The sequence below is a fragment of the Actinokineospora baliensis genome, assembly GCF_016907695.1.
In the GTDB taxonomy this organism is placed as follows: Bacteria; Actinomycetota; Actinomycetes; order Mycobacteriales; family Pseudonocardiaceae; genus Actinokineospora; species Actinokineospora baliensis.
Genome location: NZ_JAFBCK010000001.1, coordinates 1003087 through 1018566 on the forward strand (window position 1 = coordinate 1003087; position 15480 = coordinate 1018566).

The following is a 15480-nucleotide window of genomic DNA, read 5'->3' on the forward strand; positions in this document are numbered from 1 at the left end:
CATGACTCCCGATCCCGGCCGCGGGCTGGTGCTGGTCGTCGAGGACGACCGGGCCATCGCCGAGCTGGTCAGCCTGTACCTGCGCCGCGACGGGTTCGGGGTGCACGTGGAGACCGAGGGGGCGGGGGCGCTGGCGGCCACCCGGCGGCTCAAGCCGGTGGCCGTGGTGCTCGACATCGGGTTGCCGGGGATCGACGGGGTCGAGGTGTGCCGCCGGATGCGGGCGGGCGACGACTGGACGCCCGTGTTGTTCGTGACGGCTCGCGACGACGAGGTGGACCGGGTGCTCGGGCTGGAGTTGGGGGCCGACGACTACATCACCAAGCCGTTCAGCCCGCGCGAGCTGGTGGCGCGGGTGCGGACCGTGCTGCGGCGGGCGAACGGACCCGGCGGGGGCGAGGTGCTGCGGGCGGGCGGGACCCGGCTCGACACCGGGCAGCGGCGGGTGTGGAGCGGGGACGTGGAGGTCGTGCTGACCACCACCGAGTTCGACCTGCTCGCCCACCTCATGCGCAGGCCGGGGCAGGTGTTCGAGCGGGCGCAGCTGCTCAGCGCGGTGTGGGGGTACGCGGCCGCCGCCGGGACGCGGACGGTGGACGTGCACATCGCGCAGCTGCGGGCGAAGCTCGGGTCGGAGAGTCCGATCCGGACGGTGCGCGGGGTCGGCTACGCGGCGGACCGCGGGTGAGGGGCACGCTCGCGGTCCGCGTCACCGCGCTGTGCCTCGCGGTGGCGGGCGTGGTGGCGGTGGTCGGCGGCCTGATCTCGGCGCGGCTGGTGGTCTCCACGGCCACCGGGGTGACCCAGCAGACCCTGTCCGACCAGGCCGATGTGTTCGTCAGCCAGTTCGCCGACAACCGCATCGGCCTGCGCCGGATGGTCGAGGTGCTCAACGGCCAGGGCGTGGCCGTGGTGCAGGCGCGGCCGAACGGGACGGTCGTGACCGGGGACGCGACCGCCGAGAAGGCGGCGCGCGAGGCCGGGCTGCTCGGGGTGACCGAGCCGCAGCACAAGACCGTCGAGGTGGGCAGCAGGACACTGCTGGTGGAGTTGCGGCCCGCCGACGCGCGCGGGGCGATCGCGCTGGTGCGGGAGGCGGAGACGGCCAAGGGCACCGGGCGCAAGCTGATCCGCAACATCGTCGTCGCGCTCGGGATCGGTCTGCTGGTCGCCGCGGTCGCCGGGTTGTTCCTGGCCCGGCTGCTGGCCCGCCCGCTGACCAGGACCGCGGCCGTCGCCTACTCGATGACCCACGGCCGCCGTGACCTGCGGGCACCGGTCGAGGGGCCGCGCGAGGTCGCCGAGGTGGCGGCGGCGGTGAACGACCTGTCCGACGCCCTGCAGCGCAGCGAGTCGCGGCAGCGGGAGTTCCTGCTGTCGGTGTCGCACGAGCTGCGCACGCCGCTGACCGCGGTGAAGGGGTTCGCCGAGTCCCTGGCCGACGGGGTGGTGACCGGGGACGCGGTGGTGGGCGCGGGCCGCACCATCGAGCAGGAGGCCGACCGGCTGGACCGGCTGGTCAGCGACCTGCTCGACCTGGCCCGCCTCGGCGCCGACGACTTCCGGCTGGACCTGGTCCAGGTGGACCTGACCGCGCTGGTCGCCGAGTCCGCCCGGGTCTGGTTGGCGCGCTGCGCCGCGGCCGGGGTCCGCTTCACCGTCGAGTCCCCGCCCGGCCCGGTGCTGACCGCCGCCGACCCGCGGCGGCTACGGCAGGTGGTCGACGGGCTGGCCGAGAACGCGCTGCGGGTGACCCCGGCGGGGCGCCCGATCGTGCTGTCGCTCGGCGTCCTCCCAGGTCAGGCTGTGCTCCAGGTGCGCGACGGCGGTCCGGGGCTGGCGCAGGAGGAGTACGCGGTGGCCTTCGAGCGGGGGGTGCTCAACGCGCGCTACGCGGGCAGCCGCCCGGTCGGCACGGGGATCGGTCTCGCCCTGGTCCACGGGCTGGTGACCAGGATGAACGGCACGATCTCGGCGGGTCCGGCGGCTGAGGGCGGCGCCGCGTTCACCGTCCGGCTGCCGACGGGGTAGGTCAGCCGGCGATCCAGAAGAAGCCGCCGCGGCGGTCGTACTCCTGGATGCGGGCGCGGGCGCCGGTGCGCAGCGGGCGCTCGCCCGCCTGGCGGACCTGGACGATCACCGTGCGGCCGTCGGAGGTGGTCGCCTCGGCCGCGCCGAAATGGTCGTCGACCCGGCCGGTGCGCACCACGCAATCCGTTCCGACGAGGTCCAACCGCGCCGGTAGCAGTTTGTTCAGCAGCGGAATCGTGAATCGAGTTCCGATAAGCGAGATGACCACCGCGAAAACGAGCACGAGCGCACCCGGAACCAACCGCGACGGCGCCGTGGAACCGAGCAGCAAATCGCCCGCCATGCTCGCCGCCCACGCCAGGCAGGTCACCAGCGACAGCGCCAGGCTCAGCGGAACCCGCCCCAGGCCGAAGGCTTCCGGGTCGGCGGCCCCCACAGACTCCACAGTGGACACCCCGAGCGCGACGAGCACCCAGTACCCCGCGACGACGACCAACAGGAACGTGAAAACGACAGCAGGAAAACTGAAGGCCGCAAGCAGGAGTCGGTCCACAGGCGGATTCCCTTCGCCGAGCTTGGCACGGGAACCTACTGCAACCGCTCGGTGAACGGCGCCGTTGTCGAACAACCCGATACCCGGATGTGACCAAACGCGACACAGGCGCAACGCGAACTCACTCGGCGAGCGAGGTTTCCACCGCGTCCAGCAGCGGGGCGACCCGGAACGGGATCTGCTCGGTCATCGCGACCGCGGTGGTGCTGCGGATGACCCCCCGGCAGGACAGCACCGCGTTGATCACCTCGTGCAGGTGCCTGGTGTTGCGCGCGACCACCCGCACCAGCAGGTCACCGTCACCAGCGATGCCGTGCGCCTCCAGCACGTAGGGCACCGCCGTCAGGTCCTCGATCGCGGTGACGAGCCTGCCCTGGGCGACCTGGACGGTGACGAACGCGGTCACCTCGACGCCGAGCTGTGTGTAGTCCACCGCCCGGCCGCGCGGGCCGACCACGCCCTGGCGCTCCAGCCGACCCACCCTGGCGTGCGCGGTGTTGCGCGCGATGCCCAGCCGCTCGGCCAGCTCGGTGATGCCCACCCGCGGGTTCGCGACGAGCTCGCGGATGACCCGCAGGTCGAGCCGGTTGACCATGCCCACGATGCGCAACCTTCCACGGTCGAGGGAGTCGATTTTGAGCGATCCGCGCAATCCTGAACACTGAGTCTTGCACAGCGCTCATAGAGAGCCGTCTTCTAGTCAGAAGGCGCGCAGGGCGCACGGAAGAGGTGTGGACGCGATGACGGCTGTGGTACCGGAGCTGGCAGCCAACTACCGACCGGCTGACGTGGTCAGCCGCGACAGCGGCCGCGGCGCCCTCACCGGGGTCCAGGCGCTGGGCAAGCTGCTGCTCGACCAGCACCGGGCCGACCAGGCCCGCGGCTGGAAGACCGCCGGGCTGGTGTCGGGCTACCGCGGGTCACCGCTGGCCGGGCTGGACCTGGTGCTCGAGCGCAACGCCAAGCTGCTCGCCGCGCACGACATCGAGTTCATCCCCGGGGTCAACGAGGAGCTGGGCGCGACGGTCGTCTACGGCTCCCAACTGGCGCCGCAGCTGCCCGGGTCGCGCTTCGAGGGCGTCTTCGGCCTCTGGTACGGCAAGGCGCCCGGGGTGGACCGGTCGGTCGACGCGTTCAAGCACGGCACCTGGATGGGCACCACCCCCAAGGGCGGGGTGCTGGTGGTGGCCGGGGACGACCCGGCCAGCAAGTCGTCGTCGCTGCCGTCGAACTCGACCATGGCGCTGGCCGAGTCGTACATGCCGGTGCTGGCGCCGGTCGACGTGGCCGACGTGCTGCGGCTGGGCCGCTTCGGCATCGAGATGTCCCGGTTCAGCGGCGCCTGGACGGCGTTCACCGTGGTCACGGCCATCGGCGACGCCTACGAGGTGGTCGACCTCGGTGTGGTGCCCGAGATCGTCGTACCGGAGTTCGAGTGGGACGGGCGGCCGTGGAAGCCGACCTTCAAGGCGGGCGTCGGCATCCCGGAGGCGCTGGCGCTCGAGCGCGAGGTGCTGGAGGGCAGGCTCGCCGCCGCGGTCGCCTTCGGCACCGCGAACGGGCTGAACCGGATCGAGGGCGCGACCCGCGAGGCGCGGCTGGGGATCATCGCGTCCGGGCACACCTACGCCTGCCTGCGCGACGCGCTCGGCCGGATGGGGCTGACCGAGTCCGAACTGGACCGCCGCGGCGTCCGGCTGCTGCGGCTGGGCATGGCCTACCCGCTCGACCAGGAGCTGATCGGCCGGTTCGCCGACGGCCTCGACGAGGTCGTCGTGGTCGAGGACAAGCGCGCGTTCATCGAGACCCTGGTCAAGGAGGCCCTGTTCGACCGGGCCGTGCGGCCGCGGGTCTACGGCAAGCTCGGACCGGACGGGAAGTCACTCGTCCCGGTGACGGGCGCGCTGGAGGCCGACCGGCTGGTGACCGTCCTCGGGCCGCTGCTCGCCGAGCGGCTCGGCCGTGAACACGTCCGGCTGCCGGAGCGCCCCAGCAGGCCGCGGATCGCGTTGCCGATGGTCAACCGCACCCCGTTCTTCTGCTCGGGGTGCCCGCACAACCGGTCGACGGAGATCCCGGACGGCTCGCTGGCCGGGGCGGGCATCGGCTGCCACGCGCTGACCACGTTCATGGACCGCAGCGTCGGCTTCACCCAGATGGGCGGCGAGGGCGTCAGCTGGGTGGGGGCCGCGCGGTTCACCGACACCCCGCACTTCTTCCAGAACCTGGGCGACGGGACCTTCTTCCACTCCGGCAGCCTCGCCGTGCGCCAGGCGGTGGCCGCGGGCACCAACATCACGTTCAAGCTGCTCTACAACGCGGCCGTGGCGATGACCGGCGGCCAGCACGCGGACGGGTCGGTCGACCCGGCCTCGGTGACCCGGATGCTGCACGCCGAGGGCGTCGCCAAGGTCGTCGTGGTCACCGACCAGCCGGGCAAGTACCCGCGCGGCACCACCTGGGCGCCCGGCGTGCGGATCCGCCACCGCGACGACCTCGACGACGTCCAGCGGGAGCTGCGCGACACCGAGGGCGTGACGGTGATCCTCTACGACCAGGAGTGCGCGGCGGAGAAGCGGCGCAAGCGCAAGCGCGGCAAGGCGGTCGACCCGGTGACCCGGGTGCACATCAACGAGGCCGTCTGCGAGGGCTGCGGCGACTGCGGCCGCAAGTCCAACTGCCTCAGCGTCGAGCCGGTGGAGACCGAGTTCGGCCGCAAGACCCAGATCGACCAGACCTCGTGCAACAAGGACTACTCCTGCCTGCTCGGCGACTGCCCGTCGTTCATGACGGTCGTGCCCGGCTCCGGGAAGACGAAGAAGATCGACCGCACCGAGCTGCCCGCGGACCTGCCCGAGCCCGCCGCGAAGCCCACCGCGGCCGCACTGGTGATGGTCGGCATCGGCGGGACCGGCGTGGTCACCGCGAACCAGGTCCTCGCCACGGCCGCGCTGATCAGCGGGCTCGACGCACGGGCGCTGGACCAGACCGGGCTGAGCCAGAAGGCGGGCGCGGTCGTGTCGCACCTGCGGATCTCCCCGGAGCGCGACGAGCTCCCGGGCCTGGTGCCCGCCGGTGCCGCCGACGGGTACCTGGTGTTCGACCCGCTGGCCGCCACGACCGAGCCCAACCTGTCCCGCTGCGGCGAGGGCCGGACGGTGGCGGTGGTGTCGACCGCGCAGGTGCCGACCGGCCGGATGGTCGTCGACCACACGGTGGCCTTCCCCGGCGACCTCGTGCCCAAGATCGCCGCACGGACCAAGGAGCTGCGCGCGTTCGACGCCCTAGACCTGGCCGAGCGCCTGTTCGGCAGCACGGCGGCGACGAACTTCCTGGTGATCGGCGCGGCCTACCAGCTCGGCGTGCTGCCGCTGTCGGCCGAGGCGATCGAGAAGGCCATCGAGCTCAACGGCGTCGGCGTGGCGACCACGGTGCAGGCGTTCCGCGCGGGCCGCAAGGCGGTGCTCGACCCGACCTGGATCGACGGGACGACCGCCCCGGAGGTGGTGCCGTCGCCGCTGGCGGAGGGCTTCACCGGTGAGCTGCGCAGGCTCCTGGACATCCGGCTGCCGGAGCTCGTGGCCTACCAGAACGAGACCTACGCCCGCCGCTACCTCGCCGTCGTGCGGCAGGTCGCCGACGCGGAGCGGGCGGCGGGGCTGCCGGGCACGCTGTCGGAGGCGGTCGCGCGGAACCTGTTCAAGCTGATGGCCTACAAGGACGAGTACGAGGTCGCCCGGCTGCACCTGGCCGCGCGCGCCGAGGTCGAGGCCGAGTTCGGCGAGGGCACCCAGATCGGCTACGCCCTGCACCCGCCGGTGCTGCGGGCCATGGGCATGCGCCGCAAGATCACCTTGAAGCGCACGGCCGGTCCGGCGTTCGCGGTGCTGCGCGCGATGCGCGGCCTGCGCGGCACGGCGCTCGACCCGTTCGGCCGGGCGCACCTGCGCAAGGTCGAGCGGGACCTGGTCACCGAGTACGAGTCGCTCGTGCCCCGGCTGGTGTCCGCTGTGGACCAGTACGAGGTGGCGGTGCGGATCGCCGAACTGCCCGACGTGGTGCGCGGGTACGAGGAGATCAAATTGGCGAACGTGGAGCTTTATCGCGAAAAGCTCGCCGAATTGCTCCCCCGCCTGGGCGACGCGGTGTCAACCGGACGGCCCGCCGTCTCATAGCGCGGTAGCTGTTGCGCCGGGATTTCCACCGCCGGAATCTGGAGCCCCTCAACCACGGGAGCGAAGATGACGGTGGAAACCCGGCTCAACGACGTCAACATCGAAGCGGTCGGCGCCCTGGTCGCCGCGATCGGCCAGGACCGGGCGAAGGCCAAGACCACCTGGTCCGCCCACGTCCGCTGGCAGGGCGGCTTCCAGTCCACCGCCCGCATCCGCGCCTTCCCCGAAACCCACTCCGACGAACCCCCCGCCCTCGGCGGCACCGACACCGCCCCCAACCCGGTGGAACAACTCCTTGCCGCCCTGGGCAATTGCCTGGCCGTCGGCTACGCCGCCAACGCCACCGTCGCCGGAATCCCCCTCACCTCCCTGTCCATAGACCTCCGCGGCGACATCGACCTGCACGTGTTCCTAGGCCTCGCCGAGGGCCACGCGGGCTTCGACTCCATCACGGCCAAAGTCCACATCACCTCCCCCGCCCCGGCCGCCGACCTGGAGGCCCTGCACCACAAGGTCACCGCCTCCTCCCCGGTCGGCCACACCCTCGGCGCCGCCATCCCAGTGACCGTCGAACTCGCCTGACAAACGCAGTGGTGCGGCCGCCCCGGCAGTTCGGGGCGGCTGTATCATTGATCACCTTCCGCGCGAACCGAACCGAGCGTGTGCGCGCGTGCGCGCAGGCGACCCGGATGGGGGCTGAATGGCCCAAAGGAAGCAGGCACTCACCTGAGTGAATTTCGGCCAGTCAGTTCATACCGGGCGCCCTTCGTCACATTCTCAGCGCTAGGGTGAACATCACCTTGAATCCCCACCCGCTGTGATCAGCTGCAGTACGCTCGGGTGAAAGACCTGACAGCCGGCGGGGGGCTCGATGGGGCGGACGGGACCAGAGCAGCACCAGCCCACGGCGGCGGTGAACGAGAACACCATCGCAGGCCCGGTGAGCGGCCCCACCGTCCAAGCGGGACACATCCACGGCAATGTGTACTTCGGTGCCGCGCCCCCGGCACATCCGATCATTCCTCGGCAATTGCACCCACCGCCCCCGCACTTTGTCGAACGCCCCCGAGAATTGTCAGAACTCGACAACGCTGTGGATACCCACCCGCCGACAGCCCCGAAAGTCGTGGTGCTGCGCGGAGTCGGCGGTGTCGGCAAGACGGCGCTGGCGCTGTTCTGGCTGGCGAAGATCAGCGCCAGCCACCCGGACGGGCAACTGTTCGCCGAACTGACCCTCCCCACCGGCAAACCGGTGCCCGCGGAGGACGTGCTCGGCCGGTTCCTGCGCGCGCTGGGCGTGGCCAAGGAAGCGATCCCGACGAGCCTCGCCGAGCGCACCACGCTCTACCGCTCGCTGACCGCGAAAGCGCGACTGGCGGTACTGCTCGACAACGTGGCCTCCGCCGCTCAGGCCAAGGTGCTGATCCCGGCCTCGCCCGGCAGCGTCGTGGTGGCCACCAGCAGACGACAACTGCTCGGGCTGGTCGCCACCGGGGCGGTTCCTGTGCGGGTGGACCCCTTGCCGAAGGCGGGCGGGCTGCGACTGCTCGCGTCCTACACGGGCCAGGCACGGGTCGACGCCGAGCCGGAGAACGCGGCCCTGCTGACCCGCATGTGCGGCGGCCTGCCACTGGCGCTGTGCGTGGTGGCCGCCCTGGTGACAGCCCGACCACGGCGGTCCCTCGGTTGGTTGGTGGAGCGGCTGCGCGACGAGCACCGCAGGCTCGACGTGCTCTCTGTGGAGGAGGACTACTCGGTGCGCGCGACCTTCGACCTCGCTTATGAGGACCTGGCCGACGAGAGCAAGACCGCCTATCGCGCGATCGGCCTGAGCCCGGGGGCCCTCGTGGTGCCCGAACTGCTGGCGACAGGTCTGTCCGCCGATGTCGAAGACGCGGCCGAGGCCCTGGAGTCACTCGTCGACGCCGGTCTGGTCGAGGAGTTCGACGAGGGGTGGTACCGGGCGCACAGCCTCGTCCACGTGCACGCCAAGGCCCTGGCAACCCAGCACAACGGCGACGCGACCGCGGTGTTGCGGCGCATCGTCGACTGGTACGTGGCAACGATCCGCGAGGTGAGCCACACGCTGATGCCCGCGCGGCCGGTGCAGCCGTGGTCGAGCGAGGTCAGTGTCGAACTCCCGCCGCGGTTGGCGGGTGCGGCGGAGGCGCTCGACTGGCTGGAACGGGTGCACGGTGACGTCGTGCAGGTGATCCGGACGAGCCTCGACCAGGGCTGGCACGAACCGGCGTACCTGCTCGCGCACGCCCTGCAGCCGCTGTTCGTGCTGAACAAGCAGTTCATGGCCGCCATCGAGGTGTGCGAGCTCGGCAAACGCGCGGCGGCGGTGTCGGATCAGCCCGGTCGTGAAGCCTCGATGCGCAAGCACCTGGCGCGGCTGTTCATCGAGATCGGGCAGTACGAGAGCGCCGAGCGTGAGATCCGGGCAACCCTCGCGGACGCCGTCGAACGGCAGATCCCGGCCCAAGTCGCCAGCGCGCACAAGAGCCTTGGGCTGCTGCACCAAACCCGTGGCGCGCACGACGTGGCAGTCGCCGATTTCCGCACCGCGCTGGAACTACTGCCCGGCACCGCGCGACCATGGACTAGAGCGCTGCTGTTGCTCAGCCTTGGCACCAACGAGGTCGACGCCGGGAACGCGCAAGACGCGACGGAGCACATCGAGGCAGCTCGGGAGATCTTCCGGGAACAGCCCGACGAGTACAACATCGCACGCGCCGACCGCGAGCTCGGCAGAGCCCGGCTGGCGCTGGGGTCGCCCGCAGAAGCCGAGAATCTGATGCGAAAGGCACTCGCGGTGTTCGAACGACACAAGGCACACCACGAAGTGGCCAGAACCCATCGCGCACTGGCCGACTGGGCTCGGCACGGCGGTGATCAGGTGGTGGCGCAACGGCACGTCGACCGCGCGGCGGAGATCCTCGGTGGCCCGGGTCTGGCCCCGTCCTGATCAGAACGGGGCCAGACCTCATCACCGGAGTCTGCGCACCGCGGGTAGGCCGACCATCGCGACGAGCTCTTCCTGGACCACGGCATCCGGTGCCTGAACCGAACCCGGCTCAGCACCGACGGCCCACCCCGCGCTGAGCACCGCGGCGCGCACAGCGGCCACCGCGTCACCGGAGCTCGAGTAGTGGTGGGCGAAGGAACCGACGAGGGTGTCACCCGCGCCGCTCTGGTAGCGGACCCCGCGCGGGGTCACCGGTGCCACCTGCCAGACCCGCCGCTGCTCGCGGACACCGACCACAGCCCCGTCCGCGCCGCACCCGACGATGACGACCGGGGTGCGGTGCGCCTTCCACATCTCCTCGACCCAGGCCAGCGGCTCGACCGGCAGGGACTCGTGCGAGCACACCAGCACGTGCGCCGCGGCCATCCACTCCCGGTTGTACCGACTGTCCACAGTGTCCACCACGTGGAGGTCGGTGATGAACGGCACGCGCCGTTCGACCGCGATCGGGACCAGCGGCTTGGTGAAGGCGATGTTGCACAGCACCGCCAGGTCGCAGCGCGCGCCGAGCAGACCGGCGAACACCTCGGCCGGGTAGCTCAACCGCGGCGTGTCCTGCAGGTCGCTGGTGCTCGAGCGGGTGCCCGCCTCGTCGAACAGGACCATCGCCATCGGCTGCTCGGCGCACACCTGGACCCCGGGGCCGTAGAGGCCCTGGTCGCGCAGCCCCTGTGCGACGGCGAGACCGAGCAGGTCGGTGCCGACGTAGGTGGCGAACTCGACCTCGGAGCCGAGCGACGCCGCGGTCGTGGCGACGTTGTACCCGCTGCCGGAGACCTGGACGTGCAGCCCGTTGGGCAACCGCCTGCTGGAGATCAGCGGCACCGGGAAGGCCGGGACCAGGCAGGACGCGGCGATGTTGACCACGCCCGCGACGACTATTCGGGGTTTCACCCGCCCACCTCCGCGGCCAAGGAGCACAGCAACCGGACGGCGCCCGCGGCCGTGGCCTTGTCGACCGACCCGCGCAGGAACATCCACAAAGGGCGTCCGTTGTGGAGTTTCAGCGTCGACACGAGCCAACGCCCACCCGGGTCCCTGGTCGCCGCCACGGTGCACCCCGGGAACTCGCCGAGGGTCCGCGACACCCACCGCAGTCCCTCGGCCTGGTCGTCGTGCTCGGCGAGCAGGGCATCGGCGCTCTGCCGAGCACCCCGGTCCGCGTCCGCCCAGTGCACGAGCACGACGTCGTCGCAGCAGCTAGGCATGGCGCCTCCACTCGGCGGGGCGGTCTGGGACCTCGATCGGTTCCGGCTTGCGGTGCCTGCCCTCGATCCGCAGCTCGAGCAACTCGTAGAGCCGCTCACGCAGCACCCGGTGCGCGCCGCGCGGTCGGGAGGTGAGCCGCTCGGCGACCGCCGCTCCCAACTGCGGGTCCGCCTGGTGGAACTGGCTTTCCGCGCTTCGCGCGGCGTCCCACCGTGGCGCCGACCCGGCCAGCAGCGCCTGCGGAGAAGCCGGGTCGAGGCGCTCGGCGGGCGAACCGGTGGTGAGCACCGGTATGCCTGTCGCCGCCGCGTACACCCCGGTCGAGCCGTGGTCGGCGATCACCTGGTCCGCGGCGATCACCAGCGGACGCCAATCCCGTTCGGGTTCGACCAGCAGCAAACCGCGCGCGACCGAATGCCCAAGCCACGACCGCACTTGGCGCAGCCCGTGCCCGGACCACACGGCCGGGTGCACCGTCGCGGCGACCCGGTACCGCCTCGGGTCGAGTTCGCGCAGCAACCTGGCGTACAGCGAGAACTCCTTCTCCACCAACGACCCGGCGCCCCAGGTGGAGGCGACCAGGACCAACCGGCGGTCCCGGCGCACGCCCAGGGCCCGGCGGTACCGCTCGCGCAGGTGCGCGCTGGCGAGCATCCGGTCGTAGCACGGGTCTCCAGCGACCAACGCGGCCGACAGCGCCTCCGGGCACTGGTCGGCCAGCACTTCCCGTTGCCGCTCGTGCGACAACACCAACACCGACGGCAGAACCCGCCCGTCCTTGACCAACCGCGCCGCGTCGAGCCCGTAGACCGGCCCGCCCGCCGCCGACCGCTTCCCGTACGCGGCCCCGTGCGGCAACACGACCAGCGGTCCGTGCAGCCGCTCGAGACCGCCATGAGCAGCGGCAACAACTAGGTCGAACCGCTCGCGAACCGCCCGCACCCAAGGGATCTCGAACGCCCCCGCCTCGGCGAGCACCCGCTGGACCCCGGCACCGAACACGTCCGGCGCGCACGTGTAGAGCACCTGCACCCTCGGGTCGGATTCGACCAACCCCACCACGTCGAGCAACCGCTGCGCCGAGACCACGGTGTGCACCACGACCAACACCGTGCGACTGGTGCACACGGTCCGCCAGCGCTGCGCATCGATCCCCACCGGCACAGCAGCCCATTCAGCTGCGTCCATCCTTCCCCCCACCCCTTCGCGGACAAGGAACCTGCCCGACCACGGTGGAGCAGGCCGCGAACAGTTCACTTGCAGTCCGCCTGCAAACCACGGAACAGGCAGAGTAACGATTAGATAACGCCGCCACGGGGCGGTGCGACGCCGATCACATCCACGTCACACTCGACGTTCACCAGCCCTCCGACCGCCCAGGGGGAAACGCCGGTGGAAATCCGCATCCTCGGCCCCATCCGGCTGCACGGCCGACTCTGGACCGGCACCCACCGCAAGCCGCGCGGACTGCTCGAACTGTTGCTGGTCAACGCCAACAGGGTGGTCAGCCGCGAGGTCATGATCGAGTACCTGTGGGACGACGGCGGGCCGCCGAAACCGCACAAGACGCTGCAGGTATACCTCTCCCGCGTGAAGGGGATCGTCGAGCGGACCTTCGAAGATGTCAAACTAAGGACATCCCAGAACGGCTGCTCAATCGAGCTCGACCCCAACCGCGTCGACTACCACAGATTCCGCGCACTGGTCGAGAAAGGCAACCGGTCGACCGCTAAAGGCGATCACGCCCAGGCGGCCGAGCACCTCGAACAAGCGGTGACGCTGTGGCGCGACGGCCACCCCCTCGGCAGCGCGAACACCTCGTGCGCGCGGCGGATGCGCGACCAGTTGATCACCCGCGACCTCGTCCCCGCCTACCGCGCGCTGTTCGAGGCGAAGCTGCTCTCCGGCGGGCACGAGTACGTCCTGCGCGAACTGCGCGACGTCCTGGCGGACTACCCGCACGACGACACGCTTGCCGGGCAGTGGATGCGGGCCTTGCACGCGGGCGGTCTGCAGCGCGACATCCCGGACTTCCACCGCACCTTCACCCGTCGGCTGCGCACGGAGCTGAACACCGCGCCGAGCCCGGGCTTCGGGCAGCTCTACGAGGAGTTGGCGGCCAACGAAGAACCAGCGGCGGACGCCGGTCCGCCGCCCGCACCGGCTCTCGCCGAACTGCCCAGGGACACCCCGTACTACACCGGCCGCGCGGACCTGCTCCGGTTGCTGGACGAGGCCACCGGCCGCGACGACGCGCTCGTGGCGGTCGACGGCCCCCCGGCGATCGGCAAGACCGGGCTCCTGGTGCACTGGGTGCGCACCAGGATGGACCGGTTCCCCGACGGCGTGCTGTTCAAGGACCTCCAGGGCTTCTCGCGGCACTCGGCTCCGATGGACGCCGCCGCGGTGATGGCCGACTTCCTGCTCAGCCTCGGCGTGCCCAAGGAGGACATCCCCGGCGACCGGGGCGAGCTGACGGGCAGGCTCCGCAGCGAGGTCACCGGCAAGCGCTTGCTCCTGGTGCTGGACAACGTCGGCGACGCGGAGCACGCCCGACCGCTGCTCGAAGCGACGACCCGGTGCCGGGTCGTCATCTCCAGCAGACGCGCGCTCACCAGCCTCGCGCTGTCGGACAACGCCTACCTGATCACGGTCGGACCGCTGTCCGGACAACACCAGCTCGACCTGCTCGAGGCCCGGATCGGCACCCGGGTGCGGGAAGACCCCGCTGCCGCCCGACGGCTGGCCACGCTGACCGGCGGACTACCGCTGGCCCTGATGATCGTCGCCCACCTCGTCGCGATCCGGCCGTCGATCCCGTTGCGCGACTTGGCCGACCAGCTCGGCGAAGCGCGCCGGATCCTCGACGCCGATGGACACGGATCGGCCAACGGGACCACGTTGCGGTCGGCGTTCACCTGGTCGGTCGCCGAACTCAGCGAGCGGGAACGGGAGCTGTTCGACCTCCTCGGCGCGCACCCGCTACCCGAGTTCAGCGGCGGGGCGGCGGCGGCGATGGCAGCCATCGGGCCCGCGACCGAGCAGGCGTTGGACGGTCTGCTCGGCGCGCACCTGGTGGACCCGGCGGGAACCGACCGGTACCGGATGCACGACCTGCTGCACGCGTTCGCCGCCGAGCGGGCCGCCCACCTGGGTGCGCGGGTGGCACGGGCCGAGCGGCGGGTGGTCGACTGGTACCTGCTCTCCGCGTTGGCCGCGCGCGACAAGGCCGTCCCCGGCGGCAACGACATCCCGGTCCCACCCGTCGACGAACCCGTCGAAGCGGCGGAGTTCGCCAGCGCGGAGTCCGCCCTGCACTGGTTCGCGACGGAGCGGGCCAACCTGATGGAGGCGATCCGCCTCGCCAAGCGGTTGGGACTCAACTCCCGGCTGTGGCGGCTATCGGCAGCGGTCTACGAACCGATCCGCAGACTGGGGTACCCGCGCGACGCCTTGGAGGCGGCCGAACTCGGTGCCGTGGCGGCAGAAGCGGTGGGCGATGTGGAGGGGCAGGCAGGCAGCCTCAACAACGTCGGGCGGGTGCACGAGATCCTGCACAACGACCTTGAAGCTGCCAGGTGGTACCAGCGGGCGTTGGCGCTGTTCAGCTCGATCGGGCACGTGTACGGCCAAGCGGTGTGCCTGCACAACTTGGCGACCGTTCAGATGAAGAACGAGCAGTACGCCGCCGCGGTCCAGCTGTACCAGCGCAGCCTCGCGCTGTTGGAGCCCGGGGACGGCAACCAGTGGGCGATCGCCAACGTCCACCGCCGCCTCGGCGACCTGCACACGAGGATGTCGAACCACCGCGCGGCGCTGTCGCACTATCACCAGGCGATAGTGCTGGCCAGGGAGATCAACGACACCGGCGGCGCGGCGGTCGCGTTGACCGCACTGGCCGCGCTGCACGTGGCGACCGACGAGTTCACCACGGCGATCACCTACGGGGAAGCGGCGCTGGGCATGCATCAACAGGTGATGGACCGGGCAGGCACCGCAGCCGCGTTTCGCGTGCTCGCCGAAGCGCGGCTGGAGCTCGACGGCGAGGGCGCGATCGAGGCGGAGGCCGCCGCCGGGATCTACTTCGACCTCGGCGACGACCTGGGTCGTGCGGACGCTTTGGAGATCCTCGGCAGGGCGCACAGCGCCGCCGGGGCGCATGCCCGCGCCGCAGCGGCGTGGCGGGAGTGCGCGGGTCTGCTCGTCGCCGCCGATCCCAAGCGGGCGGAGAAAGTCGGCGGATGGGTCCGGGCGGCCAGGGCCCGAGCGGGACTACCGGTTCCGAACCAGCGCTCGGCCGAGCCGCTGGAGGACACGGCCGAGCCGACCCGCCCCCTGCGGCAGGGGGACTAGCGCACGTAGCTCATGTCGACCCAGCCACTCCGCACGAACTCACAGATCTGCTGGAGACCAGCGAACAGGTCGTGCTCGGCGAGGAGTTGGCCGTAGGAGACAAACGCGATCATCGTTCTCCGCTCGTG

General features: G+C 71.3%; 11 protein-coding genes. 6 read left to right on the forward strand and 5 right to left on the reverse strand.

From position 1 onward, the window contains the following. Position 1 precedes the first annotated feature (1 nt). Together JOD54_RS04490 and JOD54_RS04495 are read left to right on the forward strand one after the other, a co-directional pair. Entirely contained in the window at positions 2-688 is a 687-nt protein-coding gene (locus JOD54_RS04490; protein ID WP_204449311.1) for a response regulator transcription factor, read from the forward strand. Beyond that, the gene (locus JOD54_RS04495; protein WP_204449312.1) at positions 685-2031 is read left to right on the forward strand and encodes a HAMP domain-containing sensor histidine kinase; all 1347 of its coding nucleotides are present in this window, start codon (positions 685-687) and stop codon (positions 2029-2031) included. Before JOD54_RS04490 ends, JOD54_RS04495 begins: the two co-directional genes overlap by 4 nt. A gap of 1 nt (position 2032) precedes the next feature. Here the strand turns inward: JOD54_RS04495 and JOD54_RS04500 are convergent, their stop codons facing one another. Beyond that, positions 2033-2659 carry a hypothetical protein gene (locus tag JOD54_RS04500; protein WP_204449313.1) on the reverse strand — a complete coding sequence of 209 codons (627 nt, stop codon included), beginning with the start codon at positions 2657-2659 and terminating at the stop codon, positions 2033-2035. 46 nt (positions 2660-2705) lie between these two features. Then, positions 2706-3185 carry an Lrp/AsnC family transcriptional regulator gene (locus JOD54_RS04505; protein WP_307860510.1) on the reverse strand — a complete coding sequence of 160 codons (480 nt, stop codon included), beginning with the start codon at positions 3183-3185 and terminating at the stop codon, positions 2706-2708. Positions 3186-3324: 139 nt separating this feature from the next. Here JOD54_RS04505 and JOD54_RS04510 point away from each other — a divergent pair, with 139 nt between their 5' ends. The 3 genes from JOD54_RS04510 to JOD54_RS04520 all read left to right on the forward strand — a co-directional run bounded on the left by JOD54_RS04510 (position 3325) and on the right by JOD54_RS04520 (position 9730). Then, on the forward strand, positions 3325-6759 hold the full coding sequence (locus tag JOD54_RS04510) for an indolepyruvate ferredoxin oxidoreductase family protein (protein WP_204449315.1): 3435 nt from the start codon (positions 3325-3327) through the stop codon (positions 6757-6759). 66 nt (positions 6760-6825) lie between these two features. Next, complete coding sequence (locus JOD54_RS04515; RefSeq protein WP_204449316.1) at positions 6826-7341, forward strand: OsmC family protein; 516 nt, start codon at positions 6826-6828, stop codon at positions 7339-7341. Positions 7342-7885: 544 nt separating this feature from the next. Continuing rightward, a complete protein-coding gene (locus JOD54_RS04520) occupies positions 7886-9730 on the forward strand; it encodes a tetratricopeptide repeat protein (RefSeq protein ID WP_204449317.1) in 1845 nt (614 codons plus the stop codon). A 21-nt stretch (positions 9731-9751) separates the two neighbouring features. Here JOD54_RS04520 and JOD54_RS35455 read toward each other — a convergent pair whose 3' ends face one another. The 3 genes from JOD54_RS35455 to JOD54_RS04535 are packed head-to-tail and all read right to left on the reverse strand — an operon-like array spanning position 9752 to position 12187. Further along, the gene (locus tag JOD54_RS35455; protein WP_204449318.1) at positions 9752-10684 is read right to left on the reverse strand and encodes a carbohydrate kinase family protein; all 933 of its coding nucleotides are present in this window, start codon (positions 10682-10684) and stop codon (positions 9752-9754) included. Beyond that, positions 10681-10998, reverse strand: a complete 318-nt coding sequence (locus JOD54_RS04530; protein WP_204449319.1) for a hypothetical protein — start codon at positions 10996-10998, stop codon at positions 10681-10683. The genes JOD54_RS35455 and JOD54_RS04530 overlap by 4 nt, the downstream gene beginning before the upstream one ends. After that, positions 10991-12187, reverse strand: coding sequence for a hypothetical protein (locus JOD54_RS04535; protein ID WP_204449320.1), 1197 nt, complete (start codon positions 12185-12187; stop codon positions 10991-10993). Before JOD54_RS04535 ends, JOD54_RS04530 begins: the two co-directional genes overlap by 8 nt. A 204-nt stretch (positions 12188-12391) precedes the next feature. Here JOD54_RS04535 and JOD54_RS04540 point away from each other — a divergent pair, with 204 nt between their 5' ends. Beyond that, the gene (locus JOD54_RS04540; RefSeq protein ID WP_204449321.1) at positions 12392-15352 is read left to right on the forward strand and encodes an AfsR/SARP family transcriptional regulator; all 2961 of its coding nucleotides are present in this window, start codon (positions 12392-12394) and stop codon (positions 15350-15352) included. Positions 15353-15480: the final 128 nt, after the last annotated feature.